This is a genomic window from Streptomyces chisholmiae (genome assembly GCF_031845445.1).
In the GTDB taxonomy this organism is placed as follows: Bacteria; Actinomycetota; Actinomycetes; order Streptomycetales; family Streptomycetaceae; genus Streptomyces; species Streptomyces chisholmiae.
The window spans coordinates 200,847-219,596 of record NZ_JAVREO010000002.1 but is presented as its reverse complement, the minus strand read 5'-3'; the positions used below and the strand labels follow the sequence as shown (position 1 = coordinate 219,596).

The following is an 18,750-nucleotide window of genomic DNA, read 5'->3' as shown; positions in this document are numbered from 1 at the left end:
GGCTCAGGCGGCCAGCACCGCCTCGACCGCGGTCGAGCGACGGATCACCCACCGGGCCGTCCCCACGCTGGCGGCCAGCGTCACCACCACCGCCACACCGACCACCACGCCCTGGATCGCCCAGACCACCCCGTCCGTCGGCCACCAGGCGTCAGCCCTGGCCTGGCCGAAGGGCAGCAGCGCCGCCAGCGAGGCGAGCGCCCCGAAGACCGTCCCGGTGACGGCGATCAGCAGGCCCTCGAGGCCCACCCCGGCGAGCACCTGCCCCGGGGTGGCGCCGGCCAGCCGCTGCTGGCCGAACTCCCGCCGGCGGAAGGCCGTCGCGGAGACCAGAGTGTTGACCAGCATGAGGCAGCAGAAGGCCGCGATGATGCCCACCACCACGTAGTTCATCGTCTCCATGGTCCGGCTCTCCTCCAGCACGACCGCGCCCTCCGCGCGCAGTTGGAGGTTCTCCACCCGCTGGAGGCCGAGCGTGCCGGCGGCCGTGCCGGTGAACAGGACCACCGCCATCACCGCCCGGGACAGCTCACCGGTCCGCTGGCGCAGCGTCCGCGCCGCAAGCTCCCCGCTCACCCCGCCCAGCAGTCGCAGCGGCCAGCCGAGCAGCACCGTCACGCCCCGCAGCAGCACCGGGGAGAGCAGCGCCATCAGGATCGAGCCGGCGACCACGGCCGGGCCGGCCCCCATGATCACGTCCGTGCCCTCGCCGTCCAGCACGGTCAGCGTGCTCACGATCCCGGCGCAGGTGGCGACCAGGGCCAGCGCCACCAGCAGCCAGCGCCCCCGGCCCATCAGCGGGCCCGCCGCGCCACCCCCCGAGGCGTCCACCAGAGCCTCGGCGGCCCGCATCCGGGTCGCCCCGCGGGCCGTCAGCAGGGCCCCGACCACCGCCGCGACCAGCGCGTTGGTCACCCCCATGGTGATCGCGACGGGGCCGAAGGCGTAGTCGATGCCGGCGGCGATCTGGCCGGTCTCCTCCAGCGTGCCGAAGAGCAGCCGCCCAAGCCCCATGGCCGGCAGGATCGCCGCCAGGGCCGCCACCACCGCCAGCGCCAGGGTCTCCCCCACCACCAGCCGGCGGACCTGGGCCGGGGTGGCGCCCACGCTCTTGAGCAGCGCCATCTCCCGGGCCCGCTGCCGCACCGTCAGCGACATCGTCGACACCACGGCGAAGATCACCAGCGCCAGGCCCCAGCCGCCGACCACGAAGGCCATCGTCTCCAGCGTCCCCGCGCTGGCCGCCGGCACCCCGGGCCGGCCCGCCGTGTCCAACAGCGACCCGAAGGCCATCACCATCGCCGCCCCGAAGAAGACCGCGAGGAACCCGGCCGCGAAGCCGCCCGGCCGCTTGACCAGGGAACGCAGCGCCAACTGGAACATCTCAGACCCCCAGCCCGCTCGTCGCGGCGGCCGGCGCCGGGGCACCGAGCCGGGTCATCCGCTCGGCCACCGCCTCGGCCGTCGGCTGGCCCAACGTCCCGGCCAGCCGGCCATCGGCGAGGAAGACCACCTGGTCCGCGTAGGAGGCGGCCACCGGGTCGTGGGTGACCATCACCACCGTCCGGCCGTACTCACGCACCGCCTGGGCGAGCAGCCCCAGCACCTCGCGGGCGCTGCGGGTGTCCAGCGCGCCGGTCGGCTCGTCGGCGAAGACCACCTCCGGCTCGGTCACCAACGCCCGGGCGATGGCGACCCGCTGCTGCTGCCCGCCGGAGAGCTGGGCCGGCAGGTGCCGCAGCCGCTGGCCGAGGCCCAGCCGCTCCAGCACGGCGACCGCCCGGTCCCGGTTCACCCGGCGGCCGGCCAACTTCAGCGGGAGGGTGACGTTCTGCAGCACCGTCAGCGTCGGCAGCAGGTTGAAGTGCTGGAAGACGAAGCCGATCCGCTGCCGGCGGAGCCGGGTCAGCTCCGCCTCGCTGTTCCCCGCCAGCTCTGCACCGGCGACCACGACCAGGCCGCTGGTCGGGCGGTCGAGACCGGCGGCGCACTGCAACAGGGTGCTCTTGCCCGAGCCCGAGGGGCCCATCACCGCAGTGAAGCTCCCCGCCGGCAGCGAGAGACTGACCCCGTCCAGCGCCCTGACCGCCGTCTCCTCCGCACCGTCCCGCCCGTAGACCTTGTGGACGGAGACCAGGCGCAGCGCCTCAGGCGCGCCGGCCACCGCGTCGTCTGTCACTCGGTACATCGCTCGCAGCCCTTCTCCGGTGGATGACGGCGGTCCGCGCCGTCATCCAAGACGCTACGGAGCGCGCGGAGTTGGCACGATGGGCGCAGGCACCGGACGTCGGGTGGCACTGGCGACGGGCCGGGGTGGCGCTGGCACCACCCCCGCACGGCGGCCGGCCCCCGTCGTCAACGCACCGGGAGGTGGTAGGCGACCCGGAACCGGTCGGCCGGCACCACCACGTCCGCCGTCTCCACCGGGAGGCCGCCGGCCCGGTAGGTGCGGCGGATCACCAGCACCGGATGCCCGGGCAGCCCGCCCAGCACCCGGGCCTCGGCGGCCAGCGCCGGTCTGGCCTCGACCTCCTCGGCGACGTTGTCCACGATCACGTCGATCGCGGCCATCCGCTCCACCACCCCGCGCCCGGCCAGCGGCCCCTGCTCGGGGAGCATCACGGGGGTGCGCCCGGTGAGCCGGAGCGGCTCCCAGGAGGTGGAGAACATCGCCGGCTCGGTGCCGACCCGGAAGACGTAGCGGGTGCACATCACCGCGTCGCCCGGCTCGATCCGGAGCCGCTCGGCGATGCCGGGGGCCGCCTCGTCCCGCTCGCTCTGCGCCTCCCAGGTGCCGCGGACCCGCTCGTCCGCCTGCTCCTGCCGGAAGGGCGTGCAGTCCCCCAGGGTGCGGTAGCCGCTGCGCGTGATGGTGCGCGGCACCGGGCGCTCACGGACATAGGTGCCGGAGCCGGAACGTCCCTCGACCAGGCCCTCGGCCATCAACACCTTCCGCGCCTCCAGGGCCACCGTGTCCGAGACGCCGTAGGTGGCTCGGATGCTGGCCTGGGAGGGAAGGCGGGTGTGTGGCGGCAGGGTGCCGTCGGCGATCTGCTGCCGAAGGTCGTCCGCGACTCGGAGATACGCGGGCTGTTCACCGAATGGCACAGGCCCCTCCCACAGGTGCTTCCGATTTATGCTGACAAACAGCAACAGCTTGACAACAGAAAGTTGCCATCCGCAAGGGACGGCCAGAGTTTCACTCGAAGTGATGACCGAGGCTTCACCTCGCCCCGAGCATCACCCCCGTCTTCACTCCTCCCACACCTGTCCCCGCCCTCCCGCCGCCGCCTGACTGACAGAATGCTGCCGACGAGCCAGCGGCCGAAGGGGCCAGCGGGCCATGGGGGAAGGGACGCGGCGCATGAGCGCGTCAGGTGGGACAAAGGCGATCGTCGCGGCGTTGGCCGCCAACTTCGCGATCGCGGTCAGCAAGTTCACCGCCGCCGGGTTCAGCGGCTCCTCGTCGATGCTGGCCGAGGGCGTGCACTCGATGGCGGACGCCGGCAACCAGGCGCTGCTGCTGCTCGGCGGCCGGCGGGCGAAGCGGGCGGCGACCGAGGAGCACCCCTTCGGCTACGGTCGGGAACGCTACGTCTACGCCTTCCTGGTCGCCATCGTGCTGTTCTCGGTCGGCGGCCTCTTCGCCGTCTACGAGGGCGTGGAGAAGATCCGACACCCGCACGAGATCGAGCACTGGTACTGGCCGGTGGGGGTCCTGGTGTTCGCGATCATCGCCGAGATCATCTCCTTCCGCACCGCGATCCTGGAGTCCAACAAGGTCCGCGCCGGCCAGTCCTGGATCCGCTTCATCCGCACCGCCAAGGCGCCCGAACTGCCCGTCGTCCTGCTGGAGGACCTCGGCGCGCTGGTCGGCCTGGTGCTGGCGCTCGGCGGCGTCAGCCTGGCCCTGGCCACCGGCGACGGGGTCTGGGACGGCGTCGGCACCCTCTGCATCGGCGTGCTGCTGGTCGCCATCGCCGTCGTACTCGCCGTGGAGACCAAGTCGCTGCTGCTCGGCGAGGGCGCCGAGCGTGGCTCCGTGGCCCGCATCCGGGCGGCGACCGTGGACGGCGAGACCGTCACCCGGGTGATCCACATGAAGACCCTGCACCTGGGCCCGGACGAGCTGCTGGTGGCCGCGAAGATCGCCGTCAACCACGACGACGACGCGGCGTCCGTCGCACGCGCGATCGACGCGGCCGAGCGCCGCATCCGCGCGGCCGAGCCGCTGGCCAGGGCCATCTACCTGGAGCCGGACATCGACCGCTCGGCCGGCGAGGCCGAAGCCCCGCCCACCGAGCGGCCGGTCGACGAGCGCGCCTGACGGCGCCCCGCCCGTGGAAACCCCTTGCCCGCCCTCGCCGACGTCGGATCCGCACCCGGTGGTGAACTGTGCGCGATGCACGGTCACCGGTGCGCGGTGCTGAGCTGCGCTGTACCGGGGAGTCGAACCCCACACTGCTCACCGCGTACCAGAAGAGGACCGGATTGACCGCCGGCCCACGGCTGGTGCGCGCCTCCGACGAGGGCTACCCGCTCCACGTCCGCCCGCTCAGTCCAGCAGGTCGACCTCCCAGTTCGCCCGCTGGATCCGCACGTCGATCTCCCGGATGTCCCGGGCCAGCGCGTCCGCCTGGCTCCGCAACCCGGCGACCGGCAGGGCGGAGAGCATCTTCAGCTCCGAACGCAACTGCCGGGCGGCGCCCCGCTGGTCCCGCCCGGCGGCGGCGTCCGCCGCCGCAGTGACCACCGAGTGCCGCAGCCGCAGCACGTCCCGACGGGCGAGCGCGTCGGTGAGGGTGACCCCCTCCTCCAGCACGGTCTCGGCGTTGGTCCGGTTGATCCGCCGGATCAGCGCCTCCAACGCGTCCAGGGTCTCCCCCGCCTCGGCCAACAACGCGCCGGCGTCCTCGGCCGGCAGCTCGCCCTCCTGGTACCTGGCACTGCTGACCACCCGGGCGCGCAACTGCTCGACCCGCCGCGCGGCGTCCGAGCGCAGCGTCAGCGCCTCCCCCAGCTTCATCTCTCCCCCTCGACTCCGGCTCACGCCCACACCGTCCGCGACGCGCGACCGCCGGTCACGCGCCGCGGAGTGCCCCTACCGACGACCAACTGGTCCGATCCACACATCGGAAAACCTGATCATGCCAGAATCCCGACCCGCCGTCGGGCCGGAGGCAGTGCCACACGGAACGGCCAGCGACACCCGCGGTACCGGGCGAGTAGTCACGCCCCTCGCCCGGTCACACGTTGAAGCGGAACTCCACCACGTCGCCGTCGCGCATCACGTAGTCCTTGCCCTCCATGCGGGCCTTGCCGCGGGCGCGGGCCTCCTGGACGGAGCCGGCGTCGATGAGGTCGTCGAAGGAGATGACCTCGGCCTTGATGAAGCCCTTCTGGAAGTCCGTGTGGATCACCCCGGCCGCCTCGGGGGCCGTGGCGCCCTGCTTGATCGTCCAGGCCCGCGCCTCCTTAGGGCCGGCCGTCAGGTAGGTCTGGAGACCCAGGGTGGCGAAGCCGGCGCGGGCCAGCGTGGCCAGGCCGGGCTCCTCCTGGCCCACGGTCTGGAGCAGCTCCAGCGCCTCCGCCTCGTCCAGCTCGGCCAGGTCGGCCTCCAGCTTGGCGTTGAGGAAGATCGCCTCGGCCGGCGCCACCAGCGCCCGCTGCTCCGCCTGGAAGGCCTCGTCGACCAGCTCCTCCTCGTCCACGTTGAAGACGAAGAGGAACGGCTTGACGGTCAGCAGGTGCAGCTCGCGCAGCGGCTCGGCGCGCTCGCCGCCCTGGGCGATGCCGGCGGAAAAGAGGGTGCGTCCCTCCTCCAGGATGGCCTTGGCCTCCTCGACGGCGCGGACCATGGGCTGCTTGTCCTTCTTGACCCGAGCCTCCTTCTGGAGCCGGGGCAGCACCTTCTCGACGGTCTGCAGGTCGGCCAGGATCAGCTCGGTGTCGATCGTCTCGATGTCGCTCTTGGGCGCGACCCGACCGTCCACATGGACCACGTTCTCGTCCTTGAAGGCCCGGATGACCTGGCAGATCGCGTCCGACTCGCGGATGTTGTGGAGGAACTTGTTGCCCAGCCCCTCCCCCTCGCTGGCGCCGCGGACGATGCCGGCGATGTCCACGAAGTCCACCGTCGCCGGCAGCACCCGCTGCGAGGAGAACACCTCGGCCAGCTTCGCCAGCCTCGGGTCCGGCACCCCGACCACGCCGACATTGGGCTCGATGGTGGCGAACGGGTAGTTGGCCGCGAGCACGTCGTTCTTGGTCAGGGCGTTGAACAGCGTGGACTTGCCGACGTTGGGCAGGCCGACGATACCGATCGTGAGCGACACGTGAGACTTCCCGGAACGAGTGAGGGGTGGACGCGGCTCACCAGTCTACGGGCGCCCAGGGGAGCACCCACCGGGCGCGGTCATATCGACCGTTAAGCGTGTCCCTCCCGGCACGGCCGGAGCAGCGGCTTACGTTGGACCGGTGGAACACAGTACGCACACAACTCGGCACCCTCGGCAACGTGCGGCCGTGGTGCACCGGCGGGTGCCCCGGCCCGCCGGGGCGACGCCGTCCTCGGCCAGGTCCAGGGCCAGGGCGGGCGGGCCGCGTCGGGCGCCGCTGCTGGTCGCGCTCGGCCGGCTGCCCCGACCCCGGCTGACCGGCCTGGGGTGCGGGGTGCTGGCCGCCGGCTCGATGGTGCTCGCCGCCTGGTTCTGCGAGCTGTTCGGCGGGGCGCCCACCCTCTACGGGGTGCTGTTCCTGCTGGCCGCGGTGGCCGCCGCCGGCTGGGTACGGCCGGCGGAGCTGATCTGTGGGCCGATCGCCGCGCCGATCGCGTTCGCCCTGGGGCTGCTGGCCACCACCGGCCCGATGAACACCCTGACCGAGCTGGCGCTGCGCGCCCCGTGGCTGTTCGCCGGCACCGTGGTGGCGGTGTGGATCGCGCTGGTCCGCAAGGGGCTCCAGCTGCTCCGCCGCCGGCTGCGCCGCCCGCGCTGACCGGTGGCCCGCCGCCCGTCGGCGGGCGGTGGGCCGGCCGGGTCGGGCCCGGTGGCTCGGGCGCCGGTCAGTCGGCCACCTTGGCCGCGGCCTCGGCCCGCAGGTCCCGGCGCAGCTCCTTGGGCAGCGAGAACTGGATGTGCTCGCTGACCGGCTGCACCACCTCGATCTCGCCGAAGCCCCGCTCGGCCAGCCACTCCAGCGCGCCGTCGACCAGCACCTCCGGCACCGAGGCGCCCGAGGAGAGGCCGACCGTGCGCACCCCGTCCAGCCAACCGGCGTCGATCTCCGAGGCGTTGTCCACCAGATAGGCGGCGCGCGCGCCGGCGCCGAGCGCCACCTCGACCATCCGCGCCGAGTTGGACGAGTTCTTCGAGCCGACCACCAGCACCAGGTCGGCGTCGGCGGCCACCTGCTTGATGGCGGTCTGGCGGTTCTGGGTGGCGTAGCAGATGTCGTCGCTCGGCGGGCTGACCAGCTGCGGGAAGCGCTCCTTGAGGGCGCCCACGGTCTCCATCGTCTCGTCCACCGAGAGGGTGGTCTGGGACAGCCAGACGACCCGGTCCGGGTTCCTGACCTCGACGTTCGCCGCCTCTTCCGGGCCGTCCACCAGCGTGATGTGTTCGGGGGCCTCGCCGCTGGTGCCGATGACCTCCTCGTGACCCTCGTGTCCGATCAGCAGAATGTCGTAGTCGTCCTTGGCGAACCTGACGGCTTCCTTGTGGACCTTGGTGACCAGCGGGCAGGTGGCGTCGATGGTCGCCAACCGGCCGCGCTCGGCCTCCCGGTGCACCTCGGGGGCGACGCCGTGGGCCGAGAAGATCACGATCTCGCCCGGCGGCACCGCGCCGGTCTCCTCGACGAAGATGGCGCCCTTCTGTTCGAGCATCCGCACCACGTACTTGTTGTGCACGATCTCGTGCCGGACGTAGATCGGGGCCCCGTACTGCTCCAGGGCCTGCTCCACGGCTATGACGGCGCGGTCCACCCCGGCGCAGTAGCCCCGGGGGGCGGCCAGCAGGACGCGGCGACGCACGGTGTCTTCAGCCATGTTCCCCATCGTAGAGGGATTGCCGAGGGGCGCGGGACGTCCACTGTCAGTGCCGGGCGTTAGCGTGACTCCATGGCAGCGACGCAGACTTCGGCCGAGGCGCCGATCCCGGTCGGGGAGGTGTCCCGGCTCATCGGCGGCTGGATCGACCGGCTGGGGGCGGTGTGGGTGGAGGGGCAGATCACCCAGCTGAGCCGCCGGCCCGGCTTCGGGGTGGTCTTCCTCACGCTGCGCGATCCGGCCCGGGACGTCTCCCTGCGGGTCACCTGCTTCCGCGCGGTCTTCGACCGGGTCGCGGACGTGATAGCGGAGGGCGCCCGGGTGGTGGTGCTCGGCAAGCCCGAGTGGTACGCCCCGCGCGGGGAGCTGTCCCTGCGGGCCGCGGAGATCCGGGCGGTCGGGGTCGGTGAGCTGCTGCTGCGGCTGGAGCGGCTGCGGCGCGCGCTCACCGACGAGGGGCTCTTCGCGGCCTCCCGCAAGCGGCCGCTGCCCTTCCTGCCCGGGCGGATCGGCCTGGTCACCGGCCGGGCCTCGGCCGCCGAGCGCGATGTCCTGGAGAACGCCAGGCTCCGCTGGCCCGCCGTGCGGTTCGCGGTGCGCAACGTCGCGGTGCAGGGGGTGCAGGCCGTGCCGCAGGTGATCGAGGCGGTCCAGGAGTTGGACGCGGATCCGGAGGTCGAGGTGATCGTCGTGGCGCGCGGCGGGGGCAGCGTCGAGGATCTGCTGCCCTTCTCCGACGAGCGCCTGGTGCGGGCGGTGGCCGCCTGCCGGACCCCGGTGGTCTCCGCGATCGGGCACGAGCCGGACACCCCGCTGCTGGACCTGGTGGCGGACGTGCGCGCCTCCACGCCGACGGACGCGGCCAAGCGCGCGGTGCCCGACGTGGGCGAGGAGGCCGCCCGGATCGGGGAGTTGCGGGACCGGGCGCGGCGCCGGCTGGCGGCGCTGTTGAGCCGGGAGGAGAGCGGGCTGGCCGGGGTCAGGTCGCGCCCGGTGCTGGCGGAGCCGGGGCGGCTGGTGACGGAGCGCGCGGCGGAGCTGGCGGGCCTGGTCGAGCGCTCCCGGCGCACGCTGGGCCATCGGCTGGACGCGGCGGGCGCCGATCTGGCGCACACCAGGGCGCGGGTGGTGGCCCTCTCCCCGGCGGCCACGCTCCGCCGGGGCTACGCGGTGCTCCAGCGGGCCGACGGCACGGCGGTGCGGGCCCCGGGCGAGGTGGCGCCGGGCGAGGGCTTGCGCGCGCGGGTCGCCGAGGGCGAGTTCGGGGTGACGGTACGGGAGCGGCCGGCGGAGTCGTCGGCGGACGGGGGAGACATAGGGTGACGGCCATGACGGAACCGGACGAGGGCGCGCCGCTCGGCTACGAGCAGGCGCGGGACGAGTTGCTTGAGGTCGTCCGGCGGCTGGAGGCCGGCGGGGCGACGCTGGAGGAGTCCCTGGCGCTGTGGGAGCGCGGGGAGGAGCTGGCCCGGATCTGTGGCCACTGGCTGGCCGGGGCCAGGGCCCGGCTGGACGCGGCGCTGGAGCGGGAGCGCCGGGCGGAGGCGGGCGAGGCCGACGAGCCGGACGGAGCGGCGGACGGGGCGGCGGAGGACTGACGGGCGCCGGCGCGGTCCGGCGCCGGGAGCGGCGAGGGGGTCGGCGGCCGGCGGCAGCGGGGCGGCGGGGGGCTCGGCGGCGGGGCGGCGGGGGGCTCGGCGGCGGCCGGAAAAGCCCGGGTGCCGCCCACCCCGGGGCTGCTACGGTGCCGGGCATGAAGCGCGCCGCTGTGACGACGACGCCGGAGAGTGTCCCGGCGCGCTGACCGATGTCTGATCGAAGCCCCGGGGCGAGTGCCCCGGGGCTTCGCCGTGCGGTCACTCGTCCCGCCGTCCGCGAGGAGACCGCCATGCCCGACCACCGCAGGCTCGGCCGCGAGCTGGACCTGTTCGACACCGACCCGCTGCTCGGCGCCGGGCTGCCGTACTGGCTGCCGGCCGGCGCCACCGTCCGACACGCCCTGGAGGAGTACGTCCGCGACGTCGAGCGGCGGGCCGGCTACCAGCACGTGTGCTCGCCGGTGCTCGGCAAGCGGGAGCTGTACGAGCTGTCCGGGCACTGGGCGCACTACCGCGCGGACATGTTCCCCCCGATGGACCTGGGCGGCGAGCAGGTCGTGCTGCGCCCCAGCCTGTGTCCGCACCACGCGGTGATCTACCGGTCCCGGGCGCACAGCTACCGTGAGCTGCCGCTGCGCCTGGCCGAGTTGGGCGGCATGTACCGCTCGGAACTCTCCGGCGTGCTGGGCGGGTTGACCCGGGTCCGGGCGATCCAGCTCAACGACGCCCACGTGTTCTGCGCCCCGGACCAGGTGGCCGACGAGGTGCTGGCCGCGCTGGAGCTGATCCGCGGCGCGTACCGGGCGATGGGCATCACCCCGGCCCGCTACCGGCTCTCCCTCCCGGGACCGGGCGGGAAGTACGTGGCCGGCGCCGAGCGGTGGCGCCGGTCCACCGCCCTGTTGACCGAGGCCCTGCGCCGGTCCGGGCTGCCGTTCGAGGCGGCGGCGGGCGAGGCCGCGTTCTACGGGCCCAAGATCGACGTGCAGGTCGCCGACGCGGCGGGCCGGGAGGCCACCCTGTCCACCGTCCAGGTCGACTTCCACCAGCCGGAGCGGTTCGACCTGCGCTACGTCGGCGCGGACGGCGCCCGGCACCGGCCGGTCATGGTGCATCGCAGCATCGTCGGCAGCGTGGAGCGGGCGGTCGCGCAGCTGGTCGAGGAACACGGCGGCGCCTTCCCGCCGTGGCTGGCCCCGGTCCAGCTGGTGGTGCTCCCGGTCTCGGCGGCCGAGGCGGCGCCGGCGGCGACGCTCGTCCGTCGGGCGACCGGACTCGGGCTGCGGGCCGAGGTCGTCGGACCCGGGCACGGCAGCCTCGGGTCCCGGGTCAGGGCGGCGCGGCTGGTGCCCTACCTGGCGGTCATCGGGGCCGCCGAGGCGGCTGCGGAGCTGGTCGCCCCGCGGCTGCGCGGCGGACGGCGGCTCGACCCGCTGCCGGGTGGCGCGTTCCTGGCGCGGATCGCCGGGCTGGTCGACGCCCACCGGGCCGAACTGTGGGACGAGGACGCCCGGTAGCGGCCCGGGCTGACGGCCGGGTGCGCGGTGGCGTGCGCCACGGCGGGCGGCGGAATAGCCGCGCCCGCCGGTACCGTTACGCGTGCCGTAGCCCCGCCGGGCCCTCCCCCGCCCGTGCCGTCGGTCAGTGTCGATCGAACAGGGCCGCGTTCCCCTCGCTACCCGCTCATCGCCGGAAAGGCCGTCCCAGATGTCGTTCGCGCTCGACGCCCCCGCTCTCGACCTGCTCTTCCGCGAGGCCCACACGGCTCGCACGTTCACCGACGAGCCGGTCTCGGACGAGACGGTGGCCGCCGTCTACGACCTGGTCAAGCTGGCGCCGACCGCGTTCAACATCTCCCCGCTGCGGATCACCTCGCTGCGCAGCGAGGACGCCAGGGCGCGGCTGCTGCCGCTGGTCTCGGACGCCAACCGGGCCCGGGTGGCGGCGGCCCCGGTCACCGTGATCCTCTCGGTCGACCTGCACTTCCACGAGAAGCTGCCGACGCTGACGCCCGCGCTGCCGACGCTCAAGGACACGTTCTTCGCGGACGCCGCCGTCCGGGAGGAGCAGGGGCTGATGAACACGGCCCTGCAGATCGGGTACTTCCTGCTGGGGGTCCGCTCCGCCGGGCTGGCCGCGGGGCCCATGACCGGCTTCGACGCGGCGGCCGTGGACAAGGAGTTCTTCGGCGACGGCCGGCAGCGCTCGATGGTCGTGGTGAACATCGGCCACCCGGCCGAGGACGCCTACCGGCCGCGGGCGCCCCGGCTCGCCGCCGACGAGGCCGTCACCGTCCTCTGAAGCCCGGGGGCCCGACCGTCCGCCCCGCGGGGCGGACGGTCACGGGGCGGGCTGGGTGGTCTCCCTGACCTCCAGGGACTCGGCCAGCACGACCAGTTGCCCCAGCGGCGCGGTGCCCATCACGACCGTGGTCACCTCGGCCTCGGTGAGCACCAGGGCGTCGTACTTGGGGCCCTCCCAGCGCGCCCAGTCACGGCCGGCGATCCGCTCGGTCTCGCCGGTGTCCTCGGCGCGCTGGGTGACGGACGGCACGAAGTCCGCCGGGTCACCGTCGGCCTGGGCCAGCGCCGCGTACTCGTCCTCGGCGTCGATGAAGCCCAGCCGCCAGGTCACGCCGTACTCGCCGCCGGGCTCGAACCGCACCGAGGTGGCCCGCCAGTCGGCGGGCAGCCCCTGGGGCACCACCAGTGGGTAGGGCGCGGCCCGCGCGGCGGTGGCCGAGGCCACCTCGTACTCGACGGCGCGGGTCGGCTGCTGTTCCTCGCTGTTGCTGGGCATCACGAAGTAGACCGCGAAGGTGCCCAGGCAGATCAGCCCCAGGGACAGCACCATGTTCTGGAAGCTCTGGCGGCGCAGCCGCTTCAACCGCCGGTCGCCGCCGTCCTGCTGCGCCGGCTCGGGCCCGGCCGCCCGCTCGCCGGCCTCCGGCGCGACCTCGGTCACCTCTTCGTTCGCCACCCCGCCATGGTCCCGCACCGGGCTGACAGCGGCGCAGCCGCCCCCCGGGTTCGCTCATCAGATAGGCGCCCTGCTCATCTGTGGCTGTTCGAGCTAGAGTCAGAGCACCCTCAACCCAGGACGGGTGCGCCCAACGCACCCGGAAAGGTGCGTTCCGATGACTGATCACCACCTACCGTCCCAACTGGAGGTCGCCCCCCAGGCGCCCGACCGCAACCTGGCCCTGGAGTTGGTCCGGGTGACCGAGGCCGGCGCCATGGCCTCGGGCCGCTGGGTGGGTCGGGGCGACAAGAACGGTGCCGACGCCGCGGCCGTGCACGCCATGCGCGCGCTGATCTCCACGGTCTCGATGAACGGCGTGGTGGTGATCGGCGAGGGTGAGAAAGACCACGCGCCGATGCTCTACAACGGCGAGCGGGTAGGCGACGGCACCGGCCCCGAGTGCGACGTGGCGGTCGACCCGGTGGACGGCACCACCCTCACCGCCAAGGGGATGGACAACGCGGTCTCGGTGCTGGCGGTCGCCGAGCGCGGCGCCATGTACGACCCGAGCGCGGTCTTCTACATGAACAAGCTGGCCACCGGCCCCGAGGCGGCCGAGTTCGTGGACATCGACGCGCCCCCCGAGGTCAACGTGCGCCGGGTGGCCAAGGCCAAGGGCGGCTCGCCGGCCGACGTGACCGTGGTGATCCTGGACCGACCGCGCCACTCCGACCTGGTGCGGCGGGTCAGGGAGAGCGGCGCGCGGATCAAGTTCATCCAGGACGGCGACGTGGCCGGCGCCATCATGAGCGTCCGCGAGGACACCGGCGTCGACCTGCTGTTGGGCATCGGCGGCACCCCGGAGGGCGTCATCGCGGCCTGCGCCATCAAGTGCCTGGGGGGCACCATCCAGGGCAAGCTCTGGCCCAAGGACGAGGAGGAGCGGCGGGCGGCGCTGGACGCCGGGCACGACCTGAACCGGGTGCTGCACACCGACGACCTGGTGCACGGCGAGAACGCGTTCTTCGTCGCCACCGGGGTGACGGACGGTGAACTCCTGCGCGGTGTGCGGTACCGCGCGGAGACCGCCACCACCCAGTCGCTGGTGGTGCGTTCCCGCTCGGGCACGATCCGGCAGATCGACTCCACCCACCGGCTCTCCAAGCTGCGCGCCTACAGCGCGGTGGACTTCGACAGCCCGGCCCTCGGCTGACCCGACCGGCCCGGAGCGGGCCGCGGAGAGCACGGCCGGCTCTCCGCCGGCGGGACGCGAAGGGGGCGTCGCTCGACGTACTGCCGGAGGGCGGCGGCAAGGCCGGTGTGGTGCCGCCGCCCCGCGGGAGAGTGGAACGACCAGGGTGGGTGTGGAGGTTGGGCACGCCGCTCGGGGTGGGAGGCCGCTCGGCGCGGTGGGGGAAGAGGGCGGGTCAGGCGATCCGGGTGATGTCCGTCGAACGTCCGCCGGAGGTGGCCTCCCGGCGGCGGCGCCGGCTGAGCACCACCCGGCGCTCGGCGGCCGTCAGGCCGCCCCAGACGCCGTACGGCTCGGGCTGGAGCAGGGCGTGCTCCCGGCACTCAAGCAGGACAGGACAACGGGCGCACACCGACTTGGCGGCCTGCTCCCTGGAGAGCCGGGCCGCGGTCGGCTCCTGTGACGGGGCGAAGAACAGCCCCGCCTCGTCGCGTCGGCAGGCAGCCTCCGAATGCCACGGGCCCGCCAGATCTCTCGAACTGGGCTGGGCGGGGCCGGCTGGGGACCACGGGGACTCGTGTGGCGGTGACGGTTGCAGCACGGTCAACTCCTGACGACGGCTACGGGGGGTCGCTCCTGGCTGGACCCTCACCCGTCGTGGGAGCCCCACGGTTCACTTCCCACCATGCTCGGCCATACGAGTGACGGTCCCCCGAGCCCTACCCGCTGTGCGCACGCTTATGCACAAAGCGACCGCGCCACCCGCGAGCCACCCCCGCTGACCGGCCCGAGAACGGGCCTCCTCACCCTCCGCTCAGGTCCCGCAACCGTTTGCCGCGGACCGTGTGGACCTCGACGCCGCCCATGATCGCCACGCCCTGCACCGTGATCACCGGGGCGCGCGGATCGGCCGCCTCCATCTCCCGCACCTCGAAGCCGCCCATGATGCCGCTGCCCCCGCCGCGCAGCGTGACGTTCTCCGGGACCTTGATCTCCACGCCACCGCAGATGGCCGTGACGGTGATCGTCAGGTACTGCGACTCGAACAGCGCCTCCGTGAAGTCCAGCTCCACGCCACCGCAGACCGCGACCGCGTTGACCTTGTCGCCGACCCGCCAGGTGCCGGCGCGGCTGGCACCGCTGAGGATGGCCACCACGTTCTTCGCGCCGACCGAGCGCACCCCGCCGTGCCGGTGGCCGCCGGGCGGCGCCGGCGGTGGCGCGGCCGGGCTGGGCGCCGCCTCGCGCTGGCCCGCCGGCAGGTCGCTGATCAGCGACTCCAGCGCGCCCATGGTCTTGGAGCTGTAGAGCGCGTCGAGGCGCTCGGCGTGCTCGTCCGGCTCCAGCCGGCCCTCGGCCAACGCCTCCCGCAGGATGTCGGCTATGCGGTCCCGGTCGGCGTCGGAGGCCCGCACCTCCTTGGGCCCCTGGGCGAGCGGCGCGACCGGCGGGGAGCCGGCGGCCGGCACCGCGGCCGCCCCGGCCACGGCGGACGACTCCGGGGCGGACGGCTTCTGCAGGGACACCGCGGGCGGCTTCTCGGCTTTCACCCCGCCAGCCTACCGACTCGCGATACATCGCGACCAGAGCACGGGCGTTGGTCGGCTGGTTCACGTCGGCCCGCGGCGGGCGTCGGCGACGTCAGCCGGTGGGCACCACCCAGCCGTCAACTTCCGGGAAAACCACTCGAAGTGAGTATTTCCGCGAATGGGTCACCCGGGGAGAAGGCTCGCGTATGTCACCGTGGGCTCACCTCCCGTCCAAACGATCACTTACGAACGATCAGGAGCAGCCAACGTGCTCACCATCGGTGACAAGTTCCCCACCTACGAACTGACCGGCGTCGTCGGCCCGTCCGCGGGACTGCGGTTCGAGACCTTCACCAACAAGGACCGCGAGGGCGCCTGGTCCGTGGTGTTCTTCTGGCCGAAGGACTTCACCTTCGTCTGCCCCACCGAGATCGCCGCCTTCGGCCGGCTGCACGACGAGTTCGCCGAGCGGGACGCCCGGATCCTCGGCGTCTCGGGGGACTCGGAGTTCGTGCACCACGCCTGGCGGCGCGACCACGCGGACCTGCGGGAGCTGCCGTTCCCGATGCTGTCCGACCCCAAGCACGAACTGATGCGCGCCTGCGGGGTGCGCGGCGAGGACGGCTTCGCGCAGCGCGCGGTGTTCCTGGTGGACCCGGACAACGAGATCCAGTTCGTCATGGTCACCGCCGGCTCGGTGGGGCGGAACCCGCAGGAGGTGCTGCGGGTGCTCGACGCGCTCCAGACCGACGAGTTGTGCCCCTGCAACTGGCGCCGCGGTGAGGACACGTTGGACGCCGAGAAGCTGCTGGCCGGGGTGTGAGCCGGTGGCCCTCGACGCGCTGCGGGCGGCGCTGCCGCCCCATGCCAAGGACCTGAGTCTGGGCCTCGGTTCCCTGACCAACCACACCGAACTGACCGAACAACAGCTCTGGGGCACCCTGCTGGCCTGCGCCGAGGCCAGCCGCTCCGGGCCGCTGCTGCGGGAGGTCGAGCCCGAGGCCCGCAAGGCGCTGTCCGAGGACGCCTACCGGGCGGCCAGGACGGCGGCGGCGCTGATGGCGATGACCAACGTCTTCTACCGGACCCGGCACCTGCTCGCCGATCCGGAGTACGACGCCCTCCCCGCCGGGCTGCGGATGAACGCGCTGCGCTCCCCCGGGGTGGCCAGGACGGACTTCGAGCTGTGGTCGCTGGCGGTCTCGGCGGTCGGCGGCTGTGGCCGGTGCCTCCAGTCCCACGAACGGGCCCTGCGCGAGGGCGGGATGCGGCGCGAGGTCATCCAGGAGGCGATCCGGGTGGCCGCCGTGCTGACCGCGGTCGCCAGCACCCTGGACGCCGAGATCGCGCTGCACGGCGTCACCGCCTGAGGGCGCGCCCGGCGGCCGCGCCGCGAGCCGGCGACAGCTCCCGGGCCGGTGTGCGGTGTTCGGCCCCACGGGCCGTCGCCGGCCACCGGCCCACCGCGGCCGGCGACACCCCCGACGCCCCCGGCGGGGCGTCGGAGGCGGACGACGTGACCGCCGGCCGCGGTCAGCGGCTCGCGTCCGGCGTGCCGATCTCGAACCACACCAGCTTGCCGGTGCTCAGCCGGGTCGCGCCCCAGTCCTGGGCCAGCCGCTGCACCAGGTAGAGGCCCCGGCCGCCCTCGTCCGCCGGCCCGGCCTGCCGCAGCCGCGGCAGCTGGGGCACGTCGTCGCCCACCTCGCAGCGCAGCACGTCGGTGCGCAACAGCCGCAGCGTGACCGGGCGTTCCGCGTACCGGACGGCGTTCGTCACCACCTCGCTGACCAGCAGCTCCACCGAGTCCAGCAGGTCCTCCAGCGCCCAGCGCCTGAGGTGCTCGCGGACCATCCGGCGGGCCTCCCGCACCGACTCGGCGCGCGGGTCGAGCCAGCGGAAGGCCACGTCGTCCGGGGCGATGCCCTCGAACCTGGCCGCCAGCAGGGCGATGTCGTCGTCCCGGTCGCCCGGGCCGACGATGTCCAACACCTCGTCGCAGAGCGGCTCCAGCGGGGCGGCGGCGTCCGGCCGGGTCAGCTGGGAGATGCTGGCCAGCTTCTCCCGCAGGTGCTCGACGCCGGTCCACACGTCCCGGGTCCTGGACTCCACCAGGCCGTCGGTGTAGAGCAGCAGCGTGGCGCCGGCCGGCGCGTCCACCTCGACCATCTCGAAGTCGACCCCGCCCACCCCGATCGGGGCGTTCGGCGGCAGGTTGACCAGCTCGGTCGAGCCGTCCACATGGAGCAGGACCGGCGGCGGGTGGCCGGCGTTGGCCGCCGTGATCCGGTGCGCGACCGGGTCGTAGACGGCGTAGAGGCAGGTCGCCATCCGGTCCTGGCCCAGCCGTTGGGCCTGTTCGTCCAGGTGGTGCAGCACGTCGAGCGGCGAGAGGTCGAGACCGGCCAGGGTCTGCACCGTCGTGCGCAGCTGGCCCATGATCGCCGCCGAGGTCGTGGAGTGTCCCATCACGTCGCCGACCACCAGCGCCACCCGGCTGCCGGGCAGCGGGATCGCGTCGTACCAGTCGCCGCCGACCCGCGCGGACTGGGCCGCCGGCAGATAGCGGCTGGCCAGTCGCACGCCGGTGGGCTGCGGCAGGTCGTCGGGGAGCATGGTGCGCTGCAGCTCGTCGGCGATGGACGCCTCCCGGCCGTAGAGCACGGCCTTGTCCACCCCCAGCGCGGAGTGCGTCGCCAACTGCTGTGCCACCTGGAGGTCCTCGGCCGCGAAGACCTCCCGGTCCGGGCGGCGCAGGAAGATCGCCGCGCCGATCACCCGGCGCCGGCCGCGCAGCGGGGTGAGGATCGCGCGGCGCCCCTCGGGCAGCACCCCGGCGCCGGTCAGCTCCCGCATCGCGGCCTTCGACACCTGGCTCTCGATGAACACCGGCCGCACCCCGCGCAGCACCTCGGCCAGCGGGCCGTTGCCCCGCACCTCGACCAGCGGCGTGGCCCCGGACAGCAGCGGCAGCTCGCCGCTGTCGACCTCGGCGAGCTGCTCCCCGAGCGACTCCAGGGTGAGCGCCTCGGGGATGCGGTCGGTGCGGCGCAGCTTGAGCACCCAGGGGTTGACCGGCTGCTCGTCACCGACCGGCAGCGGGTGCCGCAGGTAGACCAGGATGGCGTCGGAGAAGGTGGGCACCGAGGCGCGGCACAGGCCCAGCACGATCTCGTCCAGGTCCATGCCACGCGCGATGCGTCGGGTGGCCGAGCCGACGAACCGCAGTCGCTCCAGCTCCCGCATGCCCCCGGTGGGGATCTCGTCGGTCGTGGGACGGACGAGTGGCGCTTCCGTGGTGTCCGGCTCGGATCGGGCGTGCGGCAGCGCTGGGCTCTCGGCGCGCGGTGCGTCCGCCGTGCGAGCCATGGGCTGCGGAGGGGTCGGGTCCGTCACGAGGGGCTGTCCATCCAGGCGGGAACT

The 18,750-nt window shown here is 73.8% G+C and carries 19 protein-coding genes; 9 read left to right on the top strand and 10 right to left on the bottom strand.

Annotated features, from left to right (window positions below; translation table 11 throughout):
* Nucleotides 1-3: 3 nt before the first annotated feature.
* The 3 genes from RM844_RS03850 to RM844_RS03840 all read right to left on the bottom strand — a co-directional run bounded on the left by RM844_RS03850 (nt 4) and on the right by RM844_RS03840 (nt 3,108).
* Nucleotides 4-1,383: an FtsX-like permease family protein gene (locus RM844_RS03850; RefSeq protein WP_311664730.1), complete on the bottom strand. Its 1,380-nt coding sequence runs from the start codon at nt 1,381-1,383 to the stop codon at nt 4-6.
* 1 nt (nt 1,384) lies between these two features.
* On the bottom strand, nt 1,385-2,188 hold the full coding sequence (locus RM844_RS03845) for an ABC transporter ATP-binding protein (RefSeq protein ID WP_311664728.1): 804 nt from the start codon (nt 2,186-2,188) through the stop codon (nt 1,385-1,387).
* A 167-nt stretch (nt 2,189-2,355) separates the two neighbouring features.
* The gene (locus RM844_RS03840) at nt 2,356-3,108 is read right to left on the bottom strand and encodes a GntR family transcriptional regulator (RefSeq protein ID WP_311664726.1); all 753 of its coding nucleotides are present in this window, start codon (nt 3,106-3,108) and stop codon (nt 2,356-2,358) included.
* 256 nt (nt 3,109-3,364) lie between these two features.
* Between RM844_RS03840 and RM844_RS03835 the strand changes: the two genes are divergently transcribed.
* Complete coding sequence (locus RM844_RS03835; protein WP_311664724.1) at nt 3,365-4,327, top strand: cation diffusion facilitator family transporter; 963 nt, start codon at nt 3,365-3,367, stop codon at nt 4,325-4,327.
* Nucleotides 4,328-4,555: 228 nt separating this feature from the next.
* Here the strand turns inward: RM844_RS03835 and RM844_RS03830 are convergent, their stop codons facing one another.
* Both RM844_RS03830 and ychF read right to left on the bottom strand, forming a co-directional pair.
* Complete coding sequence (locus RM844_RS03830) at nt 4,556-5,026, bottom strand: DIP1984 family protein (RefSeq protein ID WP_311664722.1); 471 nt, start codon at nt 5,024-5,026, stop codon at nt 4,556-4,558.
* 220 nt (nt 5,027-5,246) lie between these two features.
* Entirely contained in the window at nt 5,247-6,335 is a 1,089-nt protein-coding gene (ychF, locus tag RM844_RS03825) for a redox-regulated ATPase YchF (RefSeq protein ID WP_311664720.1), read from the bottom strand.
* Between the two features lie 190 nt (nt 6,336-6,525).
* Here ychF and RM844_RS03820 point away from each other — a divergent pair, with 190 nt between their 5' ends.
* The gene (locus tag RM844_RS03820) at nt 6,526-6,996 is read left to right on the top strand and encodes a DUF6542 domain-containing protein (protein ID WP_311664718.1); all 471 of its coding nucleotides are present in this window, start codon (nt 6,526-6,528) and stop codon (nt 6,994-6,996) included.
* 67 nt (nt 6,997-7,063) lie between these two features.
* Here the strand turns inward: RM844_RS03820 and RM844_RS03815 are convergent, their stop codons facing one another.
* The gene (locus tag RM844_RS03815) at nt 7,064-8,056 is read right to left on the bottom strand and encodes a 4-hydroxy-3-methylbut-2-enyl diphosphate reductase (protein WP_311664716.1); all 993 of its coding nucleotides are present in this window, start codon (nt 8,054-8,056) and stop codon (nt 7,064-7,066) included.
* Nucleotides 8,057-8,119: 63 nt separating this feature from the next.
* On the opposite strand from RM844_RS03815, the gene xseA reads away from it, so the two are divergent.
* From xseA to RM844_RS03795, 4 genes are all read left to right on the top strand, one after another.
* Nucleotides 8,120-9,370, top strand: a complete 1,251-nt coding sequence (gene xseA / locus RM844_RS03810) for an exodeoxyribonuclease VII large subunit (RefSeq protein WP_311664714.1) — start codon at nt 8,120-8,122, stop codon at nt 9,368-9,370.
* Nucleotides 9,371-9,375: 5 nt separating this feature from the next.
* Nucleotides 9,376-9,645, top strand: a complete 270-nt coding sequence (locus tag RM844_RS03805) for an exodeoxyribonuclease VII small subunit (protein ID WP_311664712.1) — start codon at nt 9,376-9,378, stop codon at nt 9,643-9,645.
* 209 nt (nt 9,646-9,854) lie between these two features.
* Entirely contained in the window at nt 9,855-11,162 is a 1,308-nt protein-coding gene (thrS, locus tag RM844_RS03800; RefSeq protein WP_311664710.1) for a threonine--tRNA ligase, read from the top strand.
* A 190-nt stretch (nt 11,163-11,352) separates the two neighbouring features.
* Complete coding sequence (locus RM844_RS03795) at nt 11,353-11,946, top strand: malonic semialdehyde reductase (RefSeq protein WP_311664708.1); 594 nt, start codon at nt 11,353-11,355, stop codon at nt 11,944-11,946.
* 39 nt (nt 11,947-11,985) lie between these two features.
* Here the strand turns inward: RM844_RS03795 and RM844_RS03790 are convergent, their stop codons facing one another.
* Nucleotides 11,986-12,624, bottom strand: a complete 639-nt coding sequence (locus RM844_RS03790) for a DUF4245 domain-containing protein (protein ID WP_311664706.1) — start codon at nt 12,622-12,624, stop codon at nt 11,986-11,988.
* 157 nt (nt 12,625-12,781) lie between these two features.
* Between RM844_RS03790 and glpX the strand changes: the two genes are divergently transcribed.
* Entirely contained in the window at nt 12,782-13,819 is a 1,038-nt protein-coding gene (gene glpX, locus RM844_RS03785; protein ID WP_311664704.1) for a class II fructose-bisphosphatase, read from the top strand.
* Nucleotides 13,820-14,033: 214 nt separating this feature from the next.
* On the opposite strand, the gene RM844_RS03780 is transcribed toward glpX, so the two are convergent.
* Nucleotides 14,034-14,399, bottom strand: a complete 366-nt coding sequence (locus RM844_RS03780; RefSeq protein WP_311664702.1) for a WhiB family transcriptional regulator — start codon at nt 14,397-14,399, stop codon at nt 14,034-14,036.
* Nucleotides 14,400-14,601: 202 nt separating this feature from the next.
* Nucleotides 14,602-15,348, bottom strand: a complete 747-nt coding sequence (locus RM844_RS03775; RefSeq protein ID WP_311664700.1) for a DUF1707 SHOCT-like domain-containing protein — start codon at nt 15,346-15,348, stop codon at nt 14,602-14,604.
* A 247-nt stretch (nt 15,349-15,595) separates the two neighbouring features.
* On the opposite strand from RM844_RS03775, the gene RM844_RS03770 reads away from it, so the two are divergent.
* Together RM844_RS03770 and RM844_RS03765 are read left to right on the top strand one after the other, a co-directional pair.
* Nucleotides 15,596-16,150 carry a peroxiredoxin gene (locus RM844_RS03770; protein ID WP_311664698.1) on the top strand — a complete coding sequence of 185 codons (555 nt, stop codon included), beginning with the start codon at nt 15,596-15,598 and terminating at the stop codon, nt 16,148-16,150.
* A gap of 4 nt (nt 16,151-16,154) precedes the next feature.
* Entirely contained in the window at nt 16,155-16,697 is a 543-nt protein-coding gene (locus RM844_RS03765; protein ID WP_311664696.1) for a carboxymuconolactone decarboxylase family protein, read from the top strand.
* A 163-nt stretch (nt 16,698-16,860) separates the two neighbouring features.
* Here RM844_RS03765 and RM844_RS03760 read toward each other — a convergent pair whose 3' ends face one another.
* Nucleotides 16,861-18,696, bottom strand: coding sequence for an ATP-binding SpoIIE family protein phosphatase (locus RM844_RS03760; RefSeq protein ID WP_394814417.1), 1,836 nt, complete (start codon nt 18,694-18,696; stop codon nt 16,861-16,863).
* Nucleotides 18,697-18,750: the final 54 nt, after the last annotated feature.

Coding starts and splice junctions, on each gene's coding strand:
- RM844_RS03850 (WP_311664730.1), bottom strand. CDS start 1,383: ATGTTCCAGTTGGCGCTGCGTTCCCTGGTCAAGCGGCCGGGCGGCTTC.
- RM844_RS03845 (WP_311664728.1), bottom strand. CDS start 2,188: ATGTACCGAGTGACAGACGACGCGGTGGCCGGCGCGCCTGAGGCGCTG.
- RM844_RS03835 (WP_311664724.1), top strand. CDS start 3,365: ATGAGCGCGTCAGGTGGGACAAAGGCGATCGTCGCGGCGTTGGCCGCC.
- RM844_RS03830 (WP_311664722.1), bottom strand. CDS start 5,026: ATGAAGCTGGGGGAGGCGCTGACGCTGCGCTCGGACGCCGCGCGGCGG.
- RM844_RS03815 (WP_311664716.1), bottom strand. CDS start 8,056: ATGGGGAACATGGCTGAAGACACCGTGCGTCGCCGCGTCCTGCTGGCC.
- xseA (WP_311664714.1), top strand. CDS start 8,120: ATGGCAGCGACGCAGACTTCGGCCGAGGCGCCGATCCCGGTCGGGGAG.
- RM844_RS03805 (WP_311664712.1), top strand. CDS start 9,376: ATGACGGAACCGGACGAGGGCGCGCCGCTCGGCTACGAGCAGGCGCGG.
- thrS (WP_311664710.1), top strand. CDS start 9,855: ATGTCTGATCGAAGCCCCGGGGCGAGTGCCCCGGGGCTTCGCCGTGCG.
- RM844_RS03795 (WP_311664708.1), top strand. CDS start 11,353: ATGTCGTTCGCGCTCGACGCCCCCGCTCTCGACCTGCTCTTCCGCGAG.
- glpX (WP_311664704.1), top strand. CDS start 12,782: ATGACTGATCACCACCTACCGTCCCAACTGGAGGTCGCCCCCCAGGCG.
- RM844_RS03760 (WP_394814417.1), bottom strand. CDS start 18,696: ATGGCTCGCACGGCGGACGCACCGCGCGCCGAGAGCCCAGCGCTGCCG.